Source organism: Nostoc sp., from assembly GCF_036919595.1.
GTDB lineage: Bacteria > Cyanobacteriota > Cyanobacteriia > Cyanobacteriales > Nostocaceae > Nostoc.
This window is the reverse complement of the sequence record NZ_JBALCO010000190.1, coordinates 13,349-37,304: the sequence shown is the minus strand read 5'-3', so window position 1 is coordinate 37,304 and position 23,956 is coordinate 13,349. Positions and strand designations below refer to the sequence as shown.

The window sequence follows — 23,956 nt, the reverse complement described above, 5'->3', positions numbered from 1 at the left end:
TAAAAAATTTATTATCTCTCCCAAGAGACTTGCTTTTTACTATATTTTATGTACTTGTCCAATATTAGTACAAGAAGTACTTAATTTAGATATACTTACCGTTGTTTGATAAATTTTTCCAAACAAGAGCAAGGAATCCCATTCCGGCTCAAGGCATCTACCAATATATTTCAGAGTTCAGCAAGAGTGAAAATAGCTAATAGCAGCGTCTAAAGTTTATAAATTCCAAAACCCTAGCCATCCTTGACGATTGGCAAAGAGGGAATCGGAAATATCTGGTTTCTGGGAATAACCATTTGGCAAAAATCTGTAAAAGACTGAAAGTTACAAAATGCCCAGAACTAATACTTACAGTTGGTTACAGCCGACTGGATTTTTAGTTATCCTCACCCCTAACCCCTCTTTGATGCTTTGGAGAGGGGAGTGTTTACTTTACTCAAATACGGGGTGAGGTGACGACAGTATTGCACCGAAGTGAGAACCGCTATAGTCCCATAGCCGAATTGGATGATATCTCAAAAGTTTTTACCAGAAGTCTTTTAAGAAAAATTACTTTTTTGAAAGTAAATGTGTAGCGGTGAAACAGCGCTAAGTCTTTGCAACAAATGAATTAGCTTTAGAAGCGTATAGATGTATGCCCCTACTTGGAAAAGGCAATCAGGGTGGGATTATCGTTGGAATACCACCTAAAGTCACCAGTAGTGATTATAGAAATAGGGCTGGGCTTCTTCGGGAAGATCCAAGTACATCTTTACACTTAGAGGCTTTTTACACTTACCGGGTGAATGACAACATCATTATTACTCCAGATATTTATCTGATTACCAAACCAGAACATAACGATAACAACGATCCAATTTGGGTAGGTGCGCTCCGCACTAACTTTACTTTCTAGCCCACAGACTTTTTCTTTAAGAAATATCGATGAATATGGAAATATGGAAAGCCTAACTCATGACTAGAAGTCACAAGTGTGCGGCTTGCAAAAATCAAAACCAATGTCAATACTTGTCTCCATTTTGAGGCGTTGCATCTTCTAAATTACCTAGTTTGTCAGAATTGTTCCTTGAGTTGGAGGATTTGTAATGTAAACCACCTACCTCAGCCAAAGTATAGAGGGGCCTAGCTTTAACTTCTTCGTAGATCCGCCCTATATATTCGCCTAAGATGCCAACACTGACTAACTGCACAGATCCTAGAAAGAAAATTGCCATCAAAATAATTGTAAACCCAGTTAAAGGCGAATGGGGCAGAAAAAGACGCCAATACAAGACTAATAAAGCCATGAAGATAGCCGCCACCGCTGCTACTAACCCCAAGTAGGTTGATAACCGCAGTGGCACTATTGAAAAGGATACTAGACCATTAATGGCAAGCGCCAAGGATTTGCTAAAAGTGTATTTAACTTCCCCAGCAAAGCGGGGGTTGCGCTCGAACCGAATTGCTATTTGCTGAAAGCCAACCCAAGAACGCAGACCACGAATGTAGCGGTTGCGTTCTGGCATAGAATTGAGAATATCTACGATCTGCCGATCCATTAAACAAAAATCACCAGTATCAGTAGGAATCTCTACATCTGCAAGCTTCTTGAGGAGGCGATAAAAAAAGTAGGCAGTAAAACGCTTAAACCACCCTTCTTTGAGGCGTTGAGTACGTTGAGCGTAGACGACTTGATAGCCCTGTCGCCATTTTTCAATCATATCTGGGATTAGTTCTGGTGGATCTTGTAAGTCAGCATCAAGGATGACGATAACTTGACCCCGGATAAAATTAAGACCAGCAGTGACTGCAATCTGGTGACCAAAGTTACGAGCAAAGCTCAGATAGGAAATACGCGGGTCTTTTTGATGGAGGTCTCGTAGTAATTGTAGGGAGCGATCGCGGCTACCATCATTGATTAAAATTAATTCTACAGGGCCATCCATCCCATTCATTACTGCACTGAGTCTGCGGTAAAGTTCAGGAATAATTTCTTCTTCATTATAAATTGGAACAATCAATGAATACTTAGGTATCATTTATAAATCCCGTTTAATTTTTGAACAGACAAGCTGACGCACTGCTTGTCATAATAAAGGTTTGGTTCTCAGTATACCTAGCAAGACTCAAGTCAGATTATCAGAATTTACTTATTCTTCGGATTTGTGTAATCCGAAGGTTCTGATTTTTTCAGGTTTTCTACAGCTTTTTTGGGAAAAGTCCGACGATGGCGATACCAAGTAGACCCTCCTACCAGTATTCCAGATAAGCCTAAGGCGAGTAGTAACGGCAAGAAATCGCCTGTATTGACTGCCTTCAGACCAGAACTACCTAGTAGTACAAAAGGTAAGACACTAGGAACAGTGCCAAGTGTTGTACCTAGAACATAATCTTTAAAACTGATCGAAGTCAGTCCAGCGACAAAGTTGACCAAACCATATGGCATGATCGGTACTAGTCGGATGGCAAACATATAAAAAAGCCCTCCACGACGCACCTCAGCATCCATAGCTTGCCAGCGTCCTGCTAGTCGGTTTGCAACTGTTTTGCGTCCAATAGTCCGAGTAAAAATAAAGGCAATTATTGCTGCAATAACTGCTCCAACACTAGTCCAGAAAGTACCCAGCCAAGGGCCAAAAATTGCACCTCCAGTCAAATTAAGCACTGTTGAGGGCAAAACTAACATAGTTGCCACAACGTACAAGGCAACATAAATAATAGGTGCCCAGATTCCAGAAGATTTCAGCAATGCTTGAATTTTTGCTGGTTCAATACCGCCAATCAGATATAGTGCTACACCAGTTGCAATAATGCAACTCAATGTAAGTAATAAAATACCAGTTTTTAAGTTCCACACTAGAATACTCCTACTTTTTTTCTAACACAACCTAATTTCTCTCAATTTGCCCTTTCATTAATTTTTGATAATCCAGCTTCTGGAAAGCAGAATAAATTAATGAATTAAAAAATAAGTGAAGTTATTTGCTACTTTAGTCAGCTAAATAATACAGCCTTAATAATAATCGCCAAAACTCCTCTTTTATCTCTTCTATCAGGTAAAAAAATTATAATTTTAAAACCTCTAATTTATTAGTTAAGCTAGATGGTTCAATATCAATCTTATTAGCCTTTCTATCTAACATATCTAACACAAGATAACCTTGAGAATATTTTTCGGTTTCCAAGAAAAATCTCTTGATTTCATTTATTTTTGTTTTCCAACCTTGGAAATAACATATGAATTTATTGTTTTTATTCTCTACGACTATTACATTTATGTATACAGGTTTAGGTTTAAAAGCAGATTTTTCTTGTGCTTCAATATCATCGTCTGTAAGAATATTTGTTTTTTCATACTTAACCTTTGTATCTTTTGACAGAAGTTGCATTTGAACCACTGCCGGAATCGTATCCCCAATTACAAAAATTGGCTTATTTTTTGGCTCTAATTGTTGTAATTGGTTACCTAATTGTTGCGCTGTGTAAGAGTATTTCTTCGACATTGGTACAGGATAGGAATATTTATAGCTGATCAAAACAGAAAATGCTAAAATTGCTGCGAGTACTACTCCTATATTTCTATTATTTTTTACAAAGGATTTTACTGTTGGTAAAATCTCTGTTAAGAAAATTGCCATACTAATTGCTGCAACAGGAGATAAATAGATAAAATGACGGGGTGGAGCAGCATTGGGTAGCCAAAATATGTAATTTAATAAGACTGTTGGTAAGATAAAAAATAGATTTGAATAATTACGTTGTTTATACACCAAATAAATGCAGGAAATCACAAATATTACACAGATTAAAGGATTTAAGCCCCAAATAAAAAGTAGATTACCACGCAAAAAATTATCAACGTATCTAACAGGATTATTCCATAATAAAAGTTGATCAAGTATTCCATTACTTTCTTGACCAACAATCACTGGGAGTTGAGATTGCATTACTTTAAAAAGGATTATTGGAAAAGCACTATATAAAATGGAAGTAGAAACAATCTTTTTAAAAGGATAATTTTCGAGAAGAAGACAGGCTGGAATTAAAGGAAACATTAGTATTGCATCAAGCCTGAACATTAAACATAAAGCAAAAGCAGCAATAATTAGTACATCCAATAAAATTAATTTATTCCATCTTAATCTCAATGATCTTAGGAACGAACGATAACCAATCAAGGCTAATCCTATGAACATGAATAATACAGCTCCAGTCATGGGATGTCCATATTGGCTGGTTGCCCTCCAAACTGGGATAGATATTAGTAATATATTTGCTAATAATGCTATAGTTGTTCCCCAATATCTCCTAACTAAAAAGAAGAAAGGTATAACTATCAAAATAGCACTCAAGGCATTTATATAGTTCATAAAAGGAATTATTAGAGCCAAATTCGTTTTAAAAATTGGTCTAAAAAAATCTAATAATACAAAGTATGCAAAAGAGATATCACGACCATAAAGCATACTGCTTCCTAACGGTTTATTAGATGTGATCGAGTCAATAACACCCATTGCCATGCGGAAAGTATCTCTCTCACCAAAAGTACTTTTGTATACAATTGTTAAGTAAAATATACTAGCTAACCCTAATAAAGCTACAATTAATACATATGTATTATTTTGTTGTTTCATAACTGTTCAGTAGCAGAGTTCATTGTAACTTTACCATAGAGAGTTAAATTCCAAAATATTTTTAAGTAAAAATTGAGTTATATCAAGTAACTAGCTTTTTGAAGGTGTCTGATTTACATCTTTTTTATCAGCTAAAATTTGAGAAATATCGGGCTTTTTTTGAGTTAGGTGTGCTTCGACTGCTCTTTTCCTGGATCGCATGGATGATCACGAAAAGCTTTCAACTTAACCCTCTTCTATCAAATTGGCGAGACAATAATTTATAACCCTTATAGCATGAGATTTTTACCAGAAACTCTGATTTCAGCCATTCTGTTATAAAATAAACGCTCAAATTCTTGCTCCATCTAAACTTGAAAAAGTGGCTCTTATTTTTATTTTCCTAGAGTGATTAAAGAGGGCTAATTTGACCAGCCAAATGTTTGAGAACTTTCGATAAACTGAAAACCCTATAGGACTTACGCACTGTACAAATTAATCATGGTATGCATTTAACATCCATAGGTCGTTTAAGGCTTTTATTAATCATTCTTTAATGCTAAATAGACCCGCGCCCTACGGGCACAGTATTGCTGTACCCCTACGACAGATGTGATTTTTCAAATCATCCATATTTGGTCTTTCCTGTTAAAGCATAAGTCCTAACCTATTTCTTTAGCTGATGCCTTGTATTGAGATTGTATCCATCAATACATATCACCAGATTTTTCCTTTAACTATTCGTGTTCGGATATGATCTATGTATTCAAACTCTACTGCTTGGTCACAGACTTCTCGTAACCATAACCTTTATTCAAGCACAGACCTTGGGGAGTAAACTTTGAAGATGAAGGTCATCCGACAATATAAGTTTTTGACAAAACTTGTATTCTCCACGACAGCCATCTTTGCTCCAAAAGTGTAATGATTACCAGGATTATTCGCAAAAAAGTAAATTTTGTGGGTAGTTATTTTTTATCAATCGTTAATCTACACTGGTTTTTTAAATAATTTCCTGTAAAATACTGATTAAAAACTACGGCAATTGTGTCGAGTTATAGTAGTTTTAAGCCCTTATACCCTGACAAATATGCAAATTCTCTGGTTTATTCCTACTGGATCTCATGATGGGCGCTATTTAGGCACAGATATTGGCTCTCGTGTTGCCACACCTGATTATTTGCAGCAAATTGCCCAAGCTGTAGATAATTTAGGCTACACGGGCGCATTGTTACCTACAGGGAGTTCTTGTGAAGATGCTTGGATAACTGCTGCTGCTTTTATATCTGTCACCAAGCAGATGAAATTTCTGGTGGCAATTCGTCCAGGAATTACTTCCCCAGGTGCTGCTGCACGAATGGCAGCAACATTTGACCGGATCTCTAAAGGAAGATTGTTGATTAATGTGGTTACAGGTGGAGATCCTGTGCAACTGGCTGGAGATGGCTTGCATCTTAGTCATGACGATCGCTATGATTTAACTGATGAATTTCTTAGAGTTTGGCGGGGTATCGTCAGCGGAGAAACAGTCGATTTTAAAGGAAACTACCTGGATATCAAAGGTGGTAAACTCCTATTTCCACCAGTTCAAAAACCCTATCCACCCTTATGGTTTGGTGGCTCATCTGCTGCTGCCAAGCGGGTTGCTGCTAAACATATAGATGTTTACCTGACTTGGGGCGAACCTCCACAACAAGTGGCCCAAAAGATTACCGAAGTTCGGCGATTGGCGGCTGAACAAGGTAGAACAGTAAGTTTTGGGATTCGCTTGCATGTAATTGTGCGAGAAACCGAGTCTGCGGCTTGGGATGCTGCCAATGAGCTAATTAAGTATGTGGATGAGGATGCGATCGCAAAAGCTCAGAAAAACTTGGCTAGTTCTGATTCTGAAGGACAGCAGCGCATGAGTCAACTACATAGTGGTAGTCGAAATGCCTTAGAGATTAGTCCCAACCTGTGGACAGGAATTGGATTAGTGCGGGGTGGTGCTGGTACGGCCCTAGTTGGAGATCCCGACACCGTTATCGCTAGGATGCTGGAATATCGCAATTTGGGCATAGAAACCTTTGTGTTCTCTGGATATCCCCATTTAGAAGAAGCGTATCGCACCGCTGAATTATTATTTCCTCGTCTACCTTTGCAGAACGAATCTACACCGCTAACACCACCAGTCTTGAGTACTGTTAGCGAAATACTTACCAATGAAAAATTTACTAAACAACTAACGAATGCTTCATGACTATGCCAATTTTCAATTTTGACTTTGGGATTTTGGATTAAGCAAAAACACCAAATTTCAAGTCTAAAATTTGATGCTTCTAGATTTATGCTTGTAGACAATCTCAAATCTCAAATCTAAAATCCAGAGTTCCATGACCACTACCTTTAAACACACCAAAAGTAACAATAATATATCCCTGAGCGAGGTCTTAGACAACCCGCAAATCGAAAAAATAGTTCCCTGGATTGTCCCCGTTTTAGTGGTAGTACTTTGGGAACTTGCTTCTAGAACTGGTTTCCTCTCAACTAGAATTTTACCAGCCCCTAGTGGTGTAATCGCTACAGCGATTAAACTAGCCTCCACCGGAGAACTTTTTCACCATATAGGAATTAGTGCTGGGCGGGCGATATCTGGTTTTATAGTTGGTGGCAGCATTGGGTTCGGTTTGGGATTGCTCAATGGCTTTTCCCGTGTAGCAGAAAAGTTATTAGATAGTTCCCTACAAATGCTCAGGACTATCCCTAATTTGGCATTAATTCCGCTGGTAATTCTCTGGTTTGGGATTGGCGAGCAAGCCAGATTATTTCTAGTGTCTATAGGGGTATTTTTTCCGTTATATCTCAATACATTTCATGGCATCCGTAGTGTTGACCCGGGACTGATTGAGATGGGAAAAGTCTATGGATTGAAAACACAACAACTTCTGTGGCAAATCATTTTTCCAGGAGCGTTGTCTTCGATTCTAGTTGGTGTCCGTTATTCCTTGGGGATTATGTGGCTGACACTAATTGTGGCAGAAACGATCGCGGCAGATTCTGGTCTTGGTTATATGGCAATGAATGCCCGTGAGTTTATGCAAACTGATGTTGTGGTCTTGAGTATTGTGATTTATGCACTGCTGGGTAAATTAGCAGATGCGATCGCTAGAGGATTAGAAACAAAATTCTTGGCTTGGAACCCCAATTATCAAAAGTTATAAATGCTAAATTTACCATCAAAGGTTGAAAATTCTTGATTTTAACTTTTGACTTTTATTCATTTGGAGTGTGATTTGCTTTCTTCAACGTCTCATCAAATAATTAAATCTCGATTGTTCTAGAAAAGGAGATTTTGCAAGTGAGTATTAATGTACAAGGTACACAACTAAGTATTTTGGATTTGACGAAAGCTTTCGGCAAGAAAACTATTTTAAACTCGCTGAATTTAGAAGTTAAAGCAGGTGAGTTTGTTGCTATTGTCGGACGTAGTGGTTGCGGTAAGAGTACCTTATTGCGTCTTGTGTCAGGATTGGATAAAGCGACTTCAGGCGGAATACTACTAGATGGAGAACCCTTGCGTAGACTTAGCCGCTCTGTAACAGTGATGTTTCAAGATCCCCGCTTACTGCCGTGGAAGCACGTTGTTCAGAACGTGGGGTTGGGCTTGGAAGGTAATTGGCGTGAAAAAGCTTTGTGGGCACTCGATAAAGTCGGACTTAAGGATAGGGCTGATGAGTGGCCATATGTTTTATCTGGTGGACAACGGCAACGGGTGTCATTAGCAAGAGCATTAGTTAGTCAACCCCGTTTATTGTTGTTAGATGAACCTTTGGGAGCATTGGATGCTCTAACTCGCCAAGATATGCAGAATTTGATTGAGAACTTGTGGCAAGAGCGAAGATTTACTGCGTTTTTAGTTACTCACGATGTGGAAGAGGCTGTGGCGTTGGCAGACCGAGTGATAGTGATTGAAGGAGGGCAAATTTCTCTTGATCTGCCTGTGAGACTTTCACGCCCGCGAGATAGAAGTAGTGAAGCGTTTATCAATATGAGAGAAGTAATTCTCAAGCGAGTAATGAGCCATGAAGGTACCCAGCCAAATAACCAATTTTTGCAGTTGAGTAGTTGAGATTTAGCTTTTGTTAGTTGATTAATATAATGCTTGAGGTAGCTACGGTTAAATAGGCTACTTCGAGACTAAAAATTGCTAATAGAACAATTTTATATGATTTGTGAAAAAGATTTTTTTCCAAGAAACCACAGAGATGCAGAGAACGCAGAGAGAATAATAAAAGATTTTTACGAAGAATTTAGGATTGTTATAACGGAGTATATTTTAGTGTTGAAAGGGGCTGTTAAATGTCATGGTGGCATTTTTATTTAGAGGAATTTTATCTATAATTAAAAATAATTATAAAAATTTGTATTAGTAGCAAAAAGTACTTAATCAGACAGAAGCAATTTCTAAAAATAGTCCTGTAAATAGGAAAGAGGTAATCTAGCATGAAATTGATTTTACCGCTCGAACTCGTTGCTGATATTGAGCCTCATCTACCACCTGATACAGAGGTTGTCAGTGTAGATGTTGAAGGAAATTTAGACGGGGATGCTAGCGATGCTGAAGTTTATTTCAGTTGGTTTTCATCCGGAAGTCCGACGCTGCATGAAATAATAGCAGCAGCACCTGCACTGCGTTGGCATCATGCACCAAATGCAGGGGTGAATCACATCCTGACACCAACTTATTTGTCAAGAGATATTATCCTCACAAATGCAGCCGGAGTGCATGGAATTCCGATCGCAGAATTTGTGATCACTTATATACTGGCTCATGCCAAACACCTGCCAGAATTATATGCTTTACAAGCAGAACGTCACTGGAAAAGAGGTTTCGCTATCGAAGAGTTGACAGATGCAACCTTGCTAATTATTGGTGCTGGTGGTATTGGTCAAGAAATTGCCGCCCGTGCTAAACCCTTTGGCTTAAGAATTATTGGCAGTCGCCGCCATCCCCAAGAGCTACCAAATTTTGATAAAGTAGTGGGTGCTGATGAATGGCGATCGCTCCTTCCTAGGGTTGATTATGTAGTTATTGCGACACCACTAACTCCAGAAACCAAAGAATTTATTGATGAATCGGTATTGCGATCGCTCCCAAATCATGCCTATCTAATTAATATTGCTCGTGGTGGCGTAGTCGATGAATCGGCATTAATAAAAGCGCTCACAGAAGGTTGGATTGCAGGTGCAGCATTAGACACAGTGAACTCAGAACCGCTACCACCAGAAAGTCCTTTGTGGTCACTTCCTAACATCTTTATCACACCTCATACTTCCGCTCATTCACCAAAAAGTAAACAACGTTCAATAGCGTTATTTATCGATAATCTGAAGCGCTACCAAGCTGGTCAGCCGTTACGAAATGTAGTAAACAAAGAAGCAGGATACTAACAAATTAAAAATTAAAAATGAATAGGTGCTACGGCTTGGGTTGCACAATCCAAAATTGTTTGACTGAAGTGTTCGTAAGAGCCTCTCTAAGAGTTGCCGAAGTCCAAAATCCAAAATCCAAAATCCAAAATCCAAAATTGAATGGGAGGCTAGCAAATGGTGAAACTAATTTTACCCGATCATCTCATTACTGATATTGAGCCACACCTACCATCTGATATAGATGTTGTCGAGGTGGATAGTGAAGGCAATCTTGATGGTGATGTTAGCGATGCAGAAGTTTATGTCAACGGATTTTATCTAAAAACCTCTACCCTTGACAAAGTGTTGACAGCAGCACCCAAGCTGCGTTGGCAACAGTCACCGAGTGCTGCGGTGAATCACATCCTCACACCAAATTTTTTGCAAAAGGACATTATCCTCCATGCGAGGTTCATGTGACTACCCGCTATAAACGTCGTCAGATACTCCGCTGGCTTGGTGCGATGACAGGCACTACTACAGCACTGATTGCAACAGCTACTAGTTGTACTAACAGTTCCACTCAAACTTCCTCCAACGCAACAGTTGATTTATCGGGGGTGACTCTCAACATTGCTAAGTTTAAGGGTGGTTGGGATCTCCAGTTGAAGTTAGCTGGACTAGATAATTTTCCCTATAAAACTCAGTTCACAGAGTTTACTGGGGGTAATCTTATGGTGCAAGCAATCAATGCCAATGCCATTGATATTGCATCGTGTAGTGAGACTCCACCGATTTTTGCGATCGGTACTCAGGATGCAGTGAAGATTATTGCAGCCACTAAGGGCCCAACTATCGGACAAACTGTGCTTGTGCCAAAGAATTCTCCAGCTAAAACGATCGCAGACCTCAAAGGTAAGAAAGTTGCTTACGTCAAAGCTACGACAGCCCATTACTTCTTGATCAAGATGTTAAAGGAAGTTGGTCTGACTTTGAAAGATATTGATGCGCTCGCCCTCTCGATCCCCGACGGACTTTCTGCCTTCAGGAAAGGTGATATAGATGGCTGGGCTACCTACGGTTATTCTATCCCGCTAGCTAAAAAGGATGGTGCCAGGGAACTGAAGTCTGCAAAGGATATTTTGAGTGGTAACTTCATGATTGTAGCCGCTCCCAGCGCGATCGCAGATCCAGGTAAAAATGCTGCGATCGCTGACTTCCTCTGTAGGATTAAAAAGTCGCAAGCTTGGCGCGAATCGAATTTGGAAACCTGGGCAAAAAGTTATGCTTCAGCCATTGGTATAGATGAAAGCATTGTCCTAGAAGAAGCAAAGCAGGAAGAAAAACAACGCCATGTTCAAATTCTCCCTTCCTCCGATGAAGCGATCGCCTCACAGCAAGAGGTAGCTGATACCTTTGCGGAAGCTGGTGTCCTCCCAGCTAAGGTTAGTGTGAAACCTCTGTGGGACACTACTTTTAATGATGCGATCGCTAAGTGCAGTATTTGACAGACTACTAGGTATCGAGGCTTAGGCATTGGGCATTGCTAAAACTCTTACTCAGTCCCCAATCCTCGAGCCCCAATCACTTGACTTTCAGCACCGACTTACCTAATGATTGGCAAATAACATCATTTTGCGGTGTATGGATACGGCTGCATAGAACGTCACGGTAGTGACGCTCTAAAGGATTCCTTTTTAATAGACCAGGATTACCTATCAGTTCTAAGGCAATCTCCACAGCCCGAATCGAGTTAGTTGTAGTTAGATATTTAACAGCTTGTGCCTGTAATCCTACATTAGGCTGATACTCGTCTTTGTCGATATCTTCAGCCAAGCTATAAATTAATCTATTGTTAGCAAACAGCAGTGCTTCTATCTCACCCACGGCAGTTTGGAAGCGTGGCAGAGTTGCTAGAGGCTCTTTGAGATTAGAAGGCGATCGCTCCCAAAGATATTTAGCAAGCCAGTCTCGCGCACTAGTAGCAACACCGAGATATAAAGCACTCACTGTCAAACTGCCCCAAGTGGAAATTAGTGGATCAAAGGATGGCGCAGCAGATATGGGACTGATATTCAGGGCATATTCTGAGGGGATTAATACATTCTCCAAAATGAGATCGTGGCTGCCTGTAGCTCTCATCCCCAAGTGATCCCAAGTTTCGACAATTTGCAAACCAGGCAGATCACGCGGAACCAGAAAACTCCCAACTTGTGGTTCATCCTCAGTTGTCCGTGCCCAAACAACAAAATAACTGAGGATAGGACTGCCCGTAGTGTATTGCTTGTGGCCTGTTAAACGCCAACCCTCCGTTGTCCGTTCGGCAATTGTGGCAGGCAATCCGCCTCTAGCTGGCGTTCCTAACTCAGGTTCGACACGGGCAGCATTGAGCAGGGCAATGCCTTCAATCGATTCACGACACAGCCGTTTATATACTTCTGGATGCCAGCGACGGCTACGGGCCGCATGAGCATGTTGGAGATAGTGCATTGTCAGTACTAACGCGGTCGAAGCATCGCCACGCGCTATCCCTTCAATGACTCGGCAGATAGTTGGTAGCCCCAAATCCTGACCACCTAATTCCCGGGGAATGGTGAGGCTGAGTAATCCTGCCTGATGCAAAGCTGTAAAATTCTCGAAGGGAAAGGAACCATCTTTGTCGTGTGCCCCTGCACGACTGGCAAAGTCCTTGGATAGAGCCTCAACCCGGTCGAAAATATTGGGGATTTCTAAGCCTTTGGCTACAAAGGTGTCTGGCACTGCTTGCTCCAACTGTGACATAAATACTCCTTCAAAACTCACTTTACTACTACTGAATCAGAAATATTTTGCAATAAAAAGGGATTGTGGACTGGGAAAGAATTCTTTTAATCTCTAATGTTTTCATCTCTTTGAATGCATCTGAATTTTTACCCCGCCTTTGAAGGACATAACTTTGCAGCCGAGGGTAAACTCAAATCTTCTTGCAAACTTGAGATGCTTCCATCGGAGTTAAGCGATTGCAACTACTTGTAGCCTAAATCCTGCTTTCTTTTCTTCCTCAGTTTTTGACCTCGAACTCAGGTCTTCTGGTGATCTTTAATAATACTACTTAAAGTCAATCGGAATTTCGTAATTAGTAAGTTCTGTAAGTATGACATAAACAGCTTTCTAAGAGCAAGCCAACCAGAGGATTTAGCGTAGTTTACAGCCGTAGGCATCGCTCCACAGCTTAACAAATTGCAAAAGTCCCCACATAATAGAGGGCTAACACTCTCCTCAAGTATATTTTTCCGCATAACTCTATATTGAGCTTGCTTATTTAGATGATATGTGGTAATTGGATTGTACTTTTACGAAAGCACTGTATTTTTATCAACTTGCCGTAGTTAATTTTGTTGTAATAACCCGTCAGGTACTAGGTGGGTTATCATAATTTTTACTAGAGAGGGTTGAAAGAGAGCGCTACGTTGACATTATCGCGATAGTCTCTGTAAATAAATGACATTAATCTGTAACTGGCACTTAAACGACATCAATTTGTCCCGACGACAGTTAATTAGTCCCAACGACATTAATCTGTCACCCATGACAAGTAATTAGTCACTGTACAATAATGGACGTAACTGGATTCGAACCAGTGACCTCTACGATGTCAACGTAGCGCTCTAACCAACTGAGCTATACGTCCTTAACCACACAATTACCAATAATAGCATATACTTCTGTGAGCAGGCAAGATAAAGACCCAAATCAGGCGAACTCTATAATTTGATCAGCTAAACCACATCTAGTTTGCATAATCTGAAATTGTACATTTCTTGCGGGGTGGGCGACACGAGAGCCCAAGATATACTTTCTTAAATGTGGAACAGCTTATCTTGCACTTGTGGCAAAAACCGGGTTTCTAGCAATTAATTAAACGTCAAAACCTAGATTTTGGGTTCAGAAAACCGATTTCTTTCGTCTAAAGGTTCTTCAAAGCAAGGCGTAACTAGCGCAAAGGTGCGAGAAACTTGTGCCATACAAGTCTGCAAATATTCGCGTTGCTGGTAATTGAGATAGAAGTTGCCGTTGATTGTAGGCTGGTTTCTTTGCATCATTTGTATAATTTTATCCGTGATCATATAAATGGTTAGGTGATTCTAACCGATACAGGTTTGATCATACCCAACTGTGATTTATCTAAATACTCTACTGTTTGGTATAAAGATTGACAGTTGGAAAAGGTCGGAAAAAGTTGGCTCTTGTTAACAGATTTACGTAACCTTTTTTAATAAATAAAGCTTATAGTGCGAAAATCGTAGTTGATATTGCTGAGTCTGTAAATGACGGTTGAAGAGGCGATGTCTACGACGGGCGTAGCTGCGGCAATAGTCGAGCAATTATTGCTATATTTGGTTCTGGTGGGAGTCAGCGATCGCCAGGTAACTCTTAAAGTTCGGTGCAAATCCGGCGCTTGGGAGCAACTGTGAATCAATTTGAGAATAAGGAACTAAGTAATCGAAAATCCAAAATTGAGTGAGTCAGAATGCCCGCCGAAATAGATTTATCAGTTCCACATATCTGCGAGATACAGATGACTACTAATGTAAATAGTTCCCCAACCAGTCCCTTGGGTGTTGCTGACCATACTTTATTTGTTTGCAGAACTTGTGCTAGCGTTTGGCAAGATGGAAAACGCTTAGGTGAAAGTGGCGGTCAAAAACTTCTACACCAACTTCAGCAGCTTGCACAAGATTGGGACTTACGAGATCAATTCCCAATTCAAGAAGTTGAATGCATGAGTGCTTGTAATCGTTCCTGTGTAGTTGCTTTTGCTGCCAAAGGCAAATTAACATATTTATTTGGTGATTTAGCCGTCGATAGTAGTGCATCTGCGGTATTAGAATGTGCTAGTCAATACTATGTCAAAGCAGATGGTTTACTGCCTTGGTCAGAGCGTCCAGAAGCTCTGAAGAAGGGCATTTTGGCAAAGATTCCACCTTTATGTCAATGATCCGCGTTTTGATTCTGGGTGGAACGGGAGATGCCGCAGAACTAGCTGCCAGAGTGGCGACTATCCAAGGGTTAAAAGCAATCACGTCTCTAGCCGGTCGCACCCGTGAACCATCAGTTCCATTGGGCGATTTACGGGTTGGAGGCTTCGGTGGTGTGGCTGGATTGGCTAGCTATCTGCGAGTAATGCAAATCGAATTATTAATTGATGCAACCCATCCTTTTGCTACTCAGATATCCTTGAATGCGGCAGATGCTGCAACCGAAGTCGGGGTACCCCGTCTGATGTTAATCCGCCCGCCTTGGGAAAAAGGAAGTGACGATCGCTGGATTGAAGTTGACAGTATTGAAGCCGCCGCCGCATCTGTACCAAATCAAGCACAGCGCGTATTTTTGACAGTCGGGAGGCAAGAACTCGCCGCCTTTGCTTACTGCAAAAAAATTTGGTTTCTGATGCGAATGATTGACCCTCCTACCGATGATGCTTTAGTGCCACCGGGAGTGATATTGTGCGATCGCGGGCCCTTTACCCTTAATAATGAAAGGCAAATCCTGATTGATCACAAGATTGATACCATAGTGAGTAAAAATAGCGGTGGCGATGCAACAAAGCCCAAGATTATTGCAGCACGAGAACTGGGCGTGAAGGTTGTTATGGTAAATCGTCCAGCCATACCGCCAGGTGAGCAGGTTACTGATGTTGATGGTGCTTTGGCATGGCTATTTGAGCGAATAATTCATAATTCATAATTAAAGACACTGTACAGCAGCCCACACGCGCATTAAAAATTTAGTGGTCAACAGTGATGAGTATTACTTGAAAGTATTGTACAGCAATGCTTTCAAGGGTATGCAAATCATGCAAGCGGCAGAGAATCATACCTGAACTTTGCCGCTTTTATTCCCCACTTTAGATAAAAAAATTACATCAGACTTAACTAAATAACTATCTAATGATTACTTCCTACAAGTCAATCAATTCAAAGGTAAGACTAATTACACTTTAACTTTTGACCACTTCACCACCACCAAGCCCTAGCCAGTTCCACTGTTGAGATTGTTAGGCGTGAGGTACTTGTACTCGACCTTAGACTTTGGAATAGTTACAGGAGTACAAAACTAAGACATCTGTGGAAAGCTTATAATTCTATGGAATTATAAGCTTTCCCATGTTTTGTGTGTTTAGCTAAAGAGTGGTTAACTTCGTAAACCCAACACAACCAAAGGAGTAAACCCAATGGCTGAATACCAAGACTTCATAGTAAACGCTTCTAAATTGATTGAGCAAGACCCTGACGCTAACTGGCTATTTCGCTACATCGGTGATGGACTCACCGAGCACGGATTCAGCACTAAGATGTCTGAAACTTATGCTGCACTCGTCATCGGGCAAGAGTTCTTCGAGCCCAGTGAAAGTGATTTTACCTCTTATATCAGCAACGTCCGGTCAGAGTTCCCACAGGTAAGTCCTGAAGGTCACGACAAACTGCTAGAAGTGACTAGTAAATACGTTCAAGACTACTATCACCCACAAGTAGATACACAAGAACCGTAGTCAGCAGAAAGCCGCTACTCCAAGCGGCTTTCAAGCTCAACTGCTTACATATAGCGCAATACAACCATTTTTGTCCTTACCCTCTTGCCAACACCTACCTATCCGCGCTTCTAGTAAAACTAATCTGATTGCAAAGCTGTTTACATTAAGGCATTGTTGGGATTACAGCCTGTTGTAGTCGGATGATAGCAGGGTTTATTACTTAAAAGCGATCGCTCTTAAACTCACCGAATGTCGCCACCTGCTTGATCGGATTTTGGCGACTTCTTCTTAATCTAGGTCAAGCAATTCTTACTAATCTGGATTCAAATCGTTGTAGGCTAATAACTGGACTTTAGAGAATGTTTGAGAAGTATAAAATGTCATGCCTAACGGAGCGTCAGCGTACTGAAGCATCTCACAATTTAACGGAAAATTGGGATTCTCCACTTCGTTACGTTCAGAATGACGAATTATACCTTTCATTGACTTTTCAAACATCCTCTTAACTCGACTTTATCCAAAATTAAGAACTCAGTTTTCTTTATCCGGCCAAAACCCTGGCTTTTTGGCAAATACTTTTTCCCCGTCACAGATTATCAATGAAGTTAAAAAAGTAAAACTACTGTCCTACAAAGGTTTTAGCGATAGTGAGCCTGTTGCGAAAAAAATGGATAAAGTCGAGCTTAAACTAAATGGAGAATGACCAAGAAAAAAGGGACTAAAGATATTAAAGGCTTTCTTAAATTTGACCCATCTAGGTTAGCAAAGATTTTAATTCAAGCTAAAAAACTATTAGCAGATGCAGCAGTAAACACAAGTCGAGTTGTATTACTAGAGGTTTTGAAATCAACAGGTTTACCGATAGAAACGGGTTCAGCACGTAAAACACAAGTTTGATCGGAGCAAATAGAATTTAGAAAAATCCCACTGGCTGGACGTTGCAACTGTTCGCGCTTCTACTCCAACTCTAAATATAAATGTATCGTTTGCTGTAGATTCACTCACTCAAAACTGGATGTCAAGAAGTTGAAATGTGGTGAGTCCAGTGCTGAAGACGGGTTTCCCGTCGCAGGCAACTGGCGAACCCGAAGGGTCAGATGCTTGAGATAAACCAAGGTTAAAATTATTTGTTCTTTTATTGCTCTCTAGGGCACGGGGGTTCTAGTGAATTTTGAATTGCTTACTATATCCCCTTAGGAATTGACCCTTCAATTCCCTCAACATACCAATCCATCGCCAGTTGTCCCTGATCATCCAATACCTTACCCGTTGGGACTCGCACCACCCCTTTTTGGTCTTTCACCGGGCCATCAAAAGGATGTGCAGTACCCTGAATAAACTCATCGCGCTTCGCATTCACCAATTGTTGCACATCCGCCGGAATCGCCTGATTCATTGGGGAAATATCCACCATCCCTTCACCAATGCCATCCCAAACCTCTTGCGACTTCCAAGTATTACTCATTACAGCCAAGGCTTTATCTGTATAGAATTTGCCCCATTTGTTAATAGCTGATGTCAGGTGGGCTTTTTGACCAAACTTACTCATATCAGTGTTGTAGCCAAAAGCATAAATGCCTTTTTCCTCAGCCAATTGGATAACTGCACTAGAGTCAGTATGCTGCGTTAGTACATCCGCACCTAAATTGACCAAAGCTTGAGCCGCTTCTCTTTCTTTAGCTGGATCATACCAACTTTGTACCCAAAGTACCTTAACTTTTGCTTGGGGATTTGTTAGCCGCACTCCTTGAGTGAATGCACTGATTCCCCGAATTACTTCTGGAATTGGGTATGCGCCAACAAAACCGACTACATTCGATTTTGTCATTTTGCCAGCAATCATGCCGGTTAAGTAACGCGGTTCTTCAAAACGTCCCAGATAAGTGCCGACATTGGCAGCACGTTTGTATCCTGTACAGTGTTCAAAGACAACATCACCAAAGTCCCTGGCAACTTTAATTGTTGGGTTCATGTACCCGAAGGAAGTTGCAAAAATCAACTTGTTACCATCTAATGCTAATTGGCGAATCACCCTTTGGGCGTCAGCACCTTCGTTGACATTTTCGACAAAGGTAGTTTTTACTTTATCGTTAAGATTGGCTTCCATGTCTCTGCGACCTAAATCATGGGCATAAGTCCAGCCAAAATCACCTACAGACCCCATATAAACAAATCCCACCTTGAGAGGTTCATTTACCGCCACAGGCGACGCTGAGGGAGACACCTCACCCTGCGATTTGGAATTTTTACCTTGAACACAACTCGTTAAGGCAAAGCTAGATCCTGCTAAAGTGACATACTTTAGAAAATTCCGACGATCCATATTTTATCGATGGGGTTTAGTTGCTGAAAAAGATTTTTCTGATTTCTAGTAACGACAGATACTCTATTTAGTTAATTTTAGCTCTTGTTTTTTGCCATCAACTTACTGACAAAAGAAAGCAAATAATGGTTGAATTGGGCATTGGGCATGGGGAATGTGGACAAGGAGGATAAGGGGGACAAGGAAAGAGTTTCTTTCCCAATGCCCAGTCCCTTTTACTAATAACTCCCACAAGAGGATGCAGTTTACTGGAGGTTTTTAATGAACTTATTTGAGCTTTTGGCAGGGGAAGACAATCATTCAGCCCTAGTTACACCTGGGGGGCGATCGCTAACCTATAACCAATTGCGCGAGAATGTTATTGGACTAGTATCCCAACTCGACAGCTTTGGATTGAAACGGGGAGAACGTATTGCCATTGCCATGACTAACGGTTCACCAATGGCTATTACCTTTTTGGCTGCCGCCCTGTGTGGTACTGCTGCACCCTTAAATCCCAAATACAAGCAAGAAGAATTTGCCTTCTACTACGAAGATATCCAGGCAAATGCACTGATTACTTTGTCTGAAGGGCCAGAAGCAGCCATTGCCGCTGTCACACCCAACATGATATTGATTAATGCCAAGGTAAACACTGACAGCACATTAAGCTTTGAATTAGTCAAAACAGGCTCAGAACCAGCAGAATCCTCGAATCCCGTAGCCCCCAACGCCGATGATATGGCGATAATTCTCCACACTAGCGGCACTACCAGTCGTCCCAAGCGTGTGCCGGTTCGTCATCGCAACTTAATCGCCTCAGTCGGCAACATCATTGCTGCTTACTCACTCACAGCAGCTGACATTACACTTTGCCTAATGCCCCTGTTCCACATTCACGGATTAGTAGGCTGTTTGCTGGCAACCCTGGCATCGGGCGGCACACTAATTTGTCCCAATGGTTTTAATGCCCTAGAGTTTTGGAAACTGGTAGAGACCTACAAACCTAGCTGGTACTCCGCAGCGCCAACCATGCACCAGACAATTTTGGCCCGCGCTAGCCGCAACACAGAAATTGTCAAAGCTAATCGCTTTCGTTTCATTCGCTCTAGTAGCGCTTCCTTGCCCCCGATTATCATTGAACAGCTAGAGGCAACTCTCAATGCTCCCGTGGTGGAATCTTACAGCATGACTGAAGCATCTCATTTAATGACCACCAACCCTCTACCGCCAAAAGTTCGCAAACCAGGTACTGTAGGTTATGGCTTCGGTGTAGAAGTCGGCATTATGGGCTCTGAAGGCAATCTATTATCTCAAGGAAGCTTGGGCGAAGTGGTGGTAAAAGCACCTAATGTCATAGATGGCTACGAAAACAACCCAGAAGCTAACGCCACAGCTTTTGTAAACGGTTGGTTCCGCACAGGGGATCAGGGCACACTGGATGCAGACGGCTACCTTTGCTTGACTGGACGCATTAAAGAATTGATTAACCGGGGTGGGGAAAAAATTTCTCCCTTAGAAGTGGATGATGTCTTGCTGCGCCATCCCGCCGTCGCCGAAGCCTTGGCCTTTGCCGTCCCCCATAAATCTTTAGGAGAAGATATCCACGCCGCTGTTGTCCTCAAGGCAGAAGCTGGCGAAAAAGAACTTTTAGCTCACTGTTCAACCATGCTGGCAGACTTCAAAGTTCCTAAGCAAGTTCACATTTTGGATCAACTACCTCGTGGTGCTACCGGGAAACTGCAACGGTTGGCTATGGCGAAATTGCTTAACATCGGGCAGACAGAGACATTTCAGAAAAGACTGTGACCATATGCTGAGTAAGCAATTAGCTCGGTCTGTTCAGTCCGGTGCAACCTTGGTTTTTGAAGACCTCACGAACATTCTTAGTAGAGCAAAGATACGAAAGACTCAACACCGCTGTTCTGTTTCTGAGCAAGAGTCAGAAGAACCACAATATTGAATTCCCAGATTATTCGTGAGTCTACATCGCGAATAATCTTTCTTCTTTTATTTTTGCAAAATTGGGATGCTCTCTCTAAACCTACTTGCATAGGCAGGTAATAGGCAACATTCAAGAAGTATCTTAAAAGTGTACTGAGTTTTTTAAAAAATAAAAATCCTTTCTGCCTATTATAAGAAACAGAAATACTTCTGATAAGAGGGATATATAACTGAATAAGAAAGCCGTGGATTCTTCCGCAACAGAAATAGATATAACCCTTCATATTCTTTGAATGATTGAAAGGAACCCTGATTATGGACTGTATTAATACTCACCAAATTTAACGAATTATAACAATACTATTTTTAGTAACTTGGGATAAGCGATACACTAAGGAAAATTCCTTGAGGAAGCGTTGATGGCACGGTCAAACGGGGTTAAAAATGAAACATCTGCACAGGAATTGCCGACAATTTCAGACAAAGATACAGTGACAATTGAAGATTCGCCTGAAAATTCGCCCGAACCAGTAGAGGATACCCAGGATATTGACGACATCTTGAACTCACTCAAAAGCTTACTGAGTAACCTAGAAAAGCTCCAAAAAGTCCGGCAGGAAGTGGGCGACATCAAACCGTTGATCGGGCGGATGCTTGATGGGGAAGTGGTTGCTGGTGAAGAACTTGAGCAACTAAAAGCAGGTGTGAGCAGTCTTTCTCGCCTTGTTCGTGCTTATAATGACCATCAAGCAGCATTGACTAAAGCACAACCTGCTAGAAATTTGCTAGATCAAGTCCTCAAAGAGCGTAAAGCTAATTGAAACAAGAAGCGATGTCTACGACGGGCTGTGACGCTCCTGCGTCGCTCTAAGCGTTGGCGTAGCCTCTCTAAGAGTTGCTATGCCGCAGGCTTTACGCTACGCTATCGGCGTCGCCTTTTTTAAGAAAATGCGATCGCACCCTTAATTACCCAAATGCGTAGATACACAGCGGTAAGCCAGCGCGGTCTTCTCCCATTCGTGAGAGGCTAGCGCCTGCCGTAGGATGCCCAAACGCAAGAGCGTCTCCTGTCTTGAGAAGGGCTGTAGGGTGTCTCCACACCACTTGACGGTAGTTGCTTCTCCTAAGAGATAAGCAACTGGCGCGACACAGAGGAATAAAAGTTTGAGAGGTTTTTTGCGTAAGTCTTATTACCTATTTATTATCAAGCGATGTTTACACGGGTTACGCTTACGCACTTGCACGAAGTCGCTACATGTCTAAATCTGTGGTTTCATTTGAAGGATATCAAATTTTGCAAGATATCTACTTATGATGATCAACGTTGCACCTGCCATTGTAGTACTAGGTCAAAATAGTGTGACAGTAGCACGCAAAATAATCACTGTCCTACCAGGGGCGACGCTATATGGTCTAGCGGGTCGTACATCGGGAGTTGAGGTCAGCTTTACTAATTTTGGGGAGACGTTGCGCGAGTTATTCGCCCAGGGGACGCCACTGATTGGCATTTGTGCCGCCGGCATTCTGATCAGGACGCTGGCTCGGGTACTCTCGGATAAACAACAGGAACCACCAGTGCTAGCTGTGGCTGAAGATGGTAGTGCTGTTGTACCCCTCTTGGGCGGACTTGCTGGGGTAAACGATTTGGCCCGCCGCATTGCCGAAGCGCTTGATGTCAAGCCTGCAATTACGACCACGGGTGACCTCCGTTTGGGCACAACGCTATTGTTTCCTCCCCCTGGATACCATTTAGCAAACCCAGACGATGCGAAGAAATTTATCTCAGATTTGCTAGCCGGGGCGCAAGTCAAACTAGAAGGCATAGCACCTTGGTTGAGCGACAGTAAACTGCCCATAGATCCAAAAGGAGATTTGACTATCCAAGTTACCGAACGTTTGGTCACTCCTAGAGCCAACTGCCTTGTCTACCACCCTGCAACTATAGCGATCGCAATTAGTGGCATGATTGGCTATGCAGATGATGCAGTCGCTTTAGTAGAGCAGCTACTAGCTGATGCCAGACTAGAAAGAGCATCAGTTGCCGGGATATTTGCACCCATCACCGCTGCTGCCGATCCAGGAATCCATGCCGTAGCTAGCGCCTTGGGAGTGCCTGCCCGCTTTTTTACCCCAAATCAGCTAGAAGTCAAGCTATCAGGAGGTTATAGCCCCGCCCAAGCAGCAGCGATCGCCGCGACAGGCACATATCCCTTATCTCCCTCATCTCCCTATTTGGCGATCGCCATTGCCTCTCAACCAATTGACCCCAATACCATCGGTCAACCACGCGGACGGTTAGCGATTATTGGCACGGGGCCTGGTGGATCGCAATGGATGTCTCCTGAAGTGAAGGAGATACTCAAGTCGGCAACTGACCTAGTGGGTTATAAAACTTATTTAGATCTAGTTGGTTCTCTGGCTGATAGCAAGCAACGGCATGAGTCCGACAACCGCGAAGAAGAAGCACGGGCAAAAATGGCCCTTGATTTGGCAGCATCTGGGCGATATGTAGCTGTAGTTTCATCTGGTGATCCCGGTATCTATGCAATGGCAACAGCGGTTTTTGAAGTATGCGATCGCTATGCTAAACCCGAATGGGATAGTATCGACATTCATGTAGCACCAGGCATCTCAGCCATGCAGGCAGCAGCAGCAGCGATTGGTGCGCCTCTTGGCCATGACTTCTGTGCTATTTCCCTTTCTGACATCTTGAAGCCTTGGTCTGCGATCGAACAACGAATTGCCGCTGCTGCTAAAGCTGATTTCGTAATTGCTTTCTACAATCCTGTTTCCAAAGAGCGTACCTGGCAACTGGCAGAAGCGAGAAAGATTTTGCTGCTATATAGAACACCAGATACACCAGTCGTGTTGGCACAAAATCTCGGCAGACCAGGACAGACAGTGAAAGCGATCACACTTGACCAGTTAACACCAGCAACCGCTGATATGCGGACAATTATTCTCATTGGTTCCACAAAAACCCGAACCATCAAGCGCCGCGATGGTAATATCTGGGTTTATACGCCGCGTCGCTATACCGAACAGTAGGCATAATCAGCGCTGTAAATACAAGCAAAACTTCTCTTTTGTTGGGGAAGCAGAATAAGTTTTCAGGGTAGATTTTAATAAACCATCAGTCTGCTATAGTTTGAGTGATTCTCACCCACCTTTTCACCAAACCTAATACGAAGATAAACCATCAACAGATAGAGG

The 23,956-nt window shown here is 41.9% G+C and carries 22 protein-coding genes and 1 tRNA gene; 15 read left to right on the top strand and 8 right to left on the bottom strand.

Translation table 11 applies throughout. The features are described 5' to 3' along the window. Positions 1-634: 634 nt before the first annotated feature. Entirely contained in the window at positions 635-895 is a 261-nt protein-coding gene (locus V7K21_RS29455) for a carbohydrate porin (RefSeq protein ID WP_335179492.1), read from the top strand. A 106-nt stretch (positions 896-1,001) separates the two neighbouring features. Here V7K21_RS29455 and V7K21_RS29450 read toward each other — a convergent pair whose 3' ends face one another. The 3 genes from V7K21_RS29450 to V7K21_RS29440 all read right to left on the bottom strand — a co-directional run bounded on the left by V7K21_RS29450 (position 1,002) and on the right by V7K21_RS29440 (position 4,613). Then, positions 1,002-2,018: a glycosyltransferase family 2 protein gene (locus V7K21_RS29450; protein ID WP_335179489.1), complete on the bottom strand. Its 1,017-nt coding sequence runs from the start codon at positions 2,016-2,018 to the stop codon at positions 1,002-1,004. Between the two features lie 107 nt (positions 2,019-2,125). Next, positions 2,126-2,836 (bottom strand): TVP38/TMEM64 family protein, encoded by a 711-nt coding sequence (locus V7K21_RS29445; RefSeq protein WP_335179487.1) that lies wholly within the window; start codon positions 2,834-2,836, stop codon positions 2,126-2,128. 208 nt (positions 2,837-3,044) lie between these two features. Further along, a complete protein-coding gene (locus V7K21_RS29440; protein WP_335179484.1) occupies positions 3,045-4,613 on the bottom strand; it encodes a hypothetical protein in 1,569 nt (522 codons plus the stop codon). Positions 4,614-5,682: 1,069 nt separating this feature from the next. Here V7K21_RS29440 and ssuD point away from each other — a divergent pair. The 6 genes from ssuD (at position 5,683) to V7K21_RS29410 (ending at position 11,491) form a co-directional block, all read left to right on the top strand. Further along, on the top strand, positions 5,683-6,831 hold the full coding sequence (ssuD, locus tag V7K21_RS29435; protein ID WP_335179482.1) for an FMNH2-dependent alkanesulfonate monooxygenase: 1,149 nt from the start codon (positions 5,683-5,685) through the stop codon (positions 6,829-6,831). A gap of 133 nt (positions 6,832-6,964) precedes the next feature. Beyond that, positions 6,965-7,792, top strand: coding sequence for an aliphatic sulfonate ABC transporter permease SsuC (ssuC, locus tag V7K21_RS29430; RefSeq protein ID WP_335179480.1), 828 nt, complete (start codon positions 6,965-6,967; stop codon positions 7,790-7,792). A gap of 137 nt (positions 7,793-7,929) precedes the next feature. Then, positions 7,930-8,700 carry an ATP-binding cassette domain-containing protein gene (locus V7K21_RS29425; protein ID WP_335179479.1) on the top strand — a complete coding sequence of 257 codons (771 nt, stop codon included), beginning with the start codon at positions 7,930-7,932 and terminating at the stop codon, positions 8,698-8,700. A 374-nt stretch (positions 8,701-9,074) separates the two neighbouring features. Continuing rightward, on the top strand, positions 9,075-10,022 hold the full coding sequence (locus V7K21_RS29420) for a D-2-hydroxyacid dehydrogenase (RefSeq protein WP_335179477.1): 948 nt from the start codon (positions 9,075-9,077) through the stop codon (positions 10,020-10,022). A gap of 156 nt (positions 10,023-10,178) precedes the next feature. Continuing rightward, complete coding sequence (locus tag V7K21_RS29415) at positions 10,179-10,463, top strand: hypothetical protein (RefSeq protein ID WP_335179476.1); 285 nt, start codon at positions 10,179-10,181, stop codon at positions 10,461-10,463. Continuing rightward, positions 10,460-11,491, top strand: coding sequence for an ABC transporter substrate-binding protein (locus V7K21_RS29410; protein ID WP_335179474.1), 1,032 nt, complete (start codon positions 10,460-10,462; stop codon positions 11,489-11,491). Before V7K21_RS29415 ends, V7K21_RS29410 begins: the two co-directional genes overlap by 4 nt. Positions 11,492-11,567: 76 nt before the next feature. Here the strand turns inward: V7K21_RS29410 and V7K21_RS29405 are convergent, their stop codons facing one another. The 3 genes from V7K21_RS29405 to V7K21_RS29395 form a co-directional block, all read right to left on the bottom strand. After that, positions 11,568-12,764: an acyl-CoA dehydrogenase family protein gene (locus tag V7K21_RS29405; protein WP_335179472.1), complete on the bottom strand. Its 1,197-nt coding sequence runs from the start codon at positions 12,762-12,764 to the stop codon at positions 11,568-11,570. Between the two features lie 815 nt (positions 12,765-13,579). Next, positions 13,580-13,653 (bottom strand) — tRNA-Val (locus V7K21_RS29400). Between the two features lie 241 nt (positions 13,654-13,894). Beyond that, a complete protein-coding gene (locus V7K21_RS29395) occupies positions 13,895-14,065 on the bottom strand; it encodes a hypothetical protein (RefSeq protein ID WP_335179470.1) in 171 nt (56 codons plus the stop codon). A 225-nt stretch (positions 14,066-14,290) separates the two neighbouring features. Here V7K21_RS29395 and V7K21_RS29390 point away from each other — a divergent pair, with 225 nt between their 5' ends. The 4 genes from V7K21_RS29390 (at position 14,291) to V7K21_RS29375 (ending at position 16,515) form a co-directional block, all read left to right on the top strand. Continuing rightward, positions 14,291-14,437: a hypothetical protein gene (locus V7K21_RS29390; RefSeq protein WP_335179468.1), complete on the top strand. Its 147-nt coding sequence runs from the start codon at positions 14,291-14,293 to the stop codon at positions 14,435-14,437. A gap of 104 nt (positions 14,438-14,541) precedes the next feature. Next, entirely contained in the window at positions 14,542-14,961 is a 420-nt protein-coding gene (locus tag V7K21_RS29385; RefSeq protein ID WP_335179466.1) for a DUF1636 family protein, read from the top strand. Then, on the top strand, positions 14,958-15,710 hold the full coding sequence (locus V7K21_RS29380; RefSeq protein ID WP_335179516.1) for a cobalt-precorrin-6A reductase: 753 nt from the start codon (positions 14,958-14,960) through the stop codon (positions 15,708-15,710). The genes V7K21_RS29385 and V7K21_RS29380 overlap by 4 nt, the downstream gene beginning before the upstream one ends. 487 nt (positions 15,711-16,197) lie before the next feature. After that, on the top strand, positions 16,198-16,515 hold the full coding sequence (locus tag V7K21_RS29375; RefSeq protein WP_335179464.1) for a hypothetical protein: 318 nt from the start codon (positions 16,198-16,200) through the stop codon (positions 16,513-16,515). Between the two features lie 294 nt (positions 16,516-16,809). Here the strand turns inward: V7K21_RS29375 and V7K21_RS29370 are convergent, their stop codons facing one another. Next, positions 16,810-16,980, bottom strand: coding sequence for a hypothetical protein (locus V7K21_RS29370; protein ID WP_335179462.1), 171 nt, complete (start codon positions 16,978-16,980; stop codon positions 16,810-16,812). A gap of 216 nt (positions 16,981-17,196) precedes the next feature. Between V7K21_RS29370 and V7K21_RS29365 the strand changes: the two genes are divergently transcribed. Next, positions 17,197-17,394 carry a hypothetical protein gene (locus tag V7K21_RS29365; RefSeq protein ID WP_442948935.1) on the top strand — a complete coding sequence of 66 codons (198 nt, stop codon included), beginning with the start codon at positions 17,197-17,199 and terminating at the stop codon, positions 17,392-17,394. A 286-nt stretch (positions 17,395-17,680) separates the two neighbouring features. Here V7K21_RS29365 and V7K21_RS29360 read toward each other — a convergent pair whose 3' ends face one another. Next, the gene (locus V7K21_RS29360; protein ID WP_335179460.1) at positions 17,681-18,820 is read right to left on the bottom strand and encodes a BMP family ABC transporter substrate-binding protein; all 1,140 of its coding nucleotides are present in this window, start codon (positions 18,818-18,820) and stop codon (positions 17,681-17,683) included. Between the two features lie 261 nt (positions 18,821-19,081). Between V7K21_RS29360 and V7K21_RS29355 the strand changes: the two genes are divergently transcribed. The 3 genes from V7K21_RS29355 to cobJ all read left to right on the top strand — a co-directional run bounded on the left by V7K21_RS29355 (position 19,082) and on the right by cobJ (position 23,791). Then, a complete protein-coding gene (locus V7K21_RS29355) occupies positions 19,082-20,608 on the top strand; it encodes an acyl--CoA ligase (RefSeq protein ID WP_335179458.1) in 1,527 nt (508 codons plus the stop codon). 554 nt (positions 20,609-21,162) lie between these two features. Beyond that, complete coding sequence (locus V7K21_RS29350) at positions 21,163-21,564, top strand: hypothetical protein (protein ID WP_335179456.1); 402 nt, start codon at positions 21,163-21,165, stop codon at positions 21,562-21,564. Positions 21,565-22,057: 493 nt separating this feature from the next. Continuing rightward, the gene (gene cobJ / locus V7K21_RS29345) at positions 22,058-23,791 is read left to right on the top strand and encodes a precorrin-3B C(17)-methyltransferase (RefSeq protein ID WP_442948936.1); all 1,734 of its coding nucleotides are present in this window, start codon (positions 22,058-22,060) and stop codon (positions 23,789-23,791) included. Positions 23,792-23,956: the final 165 nt, after the last annotated feature.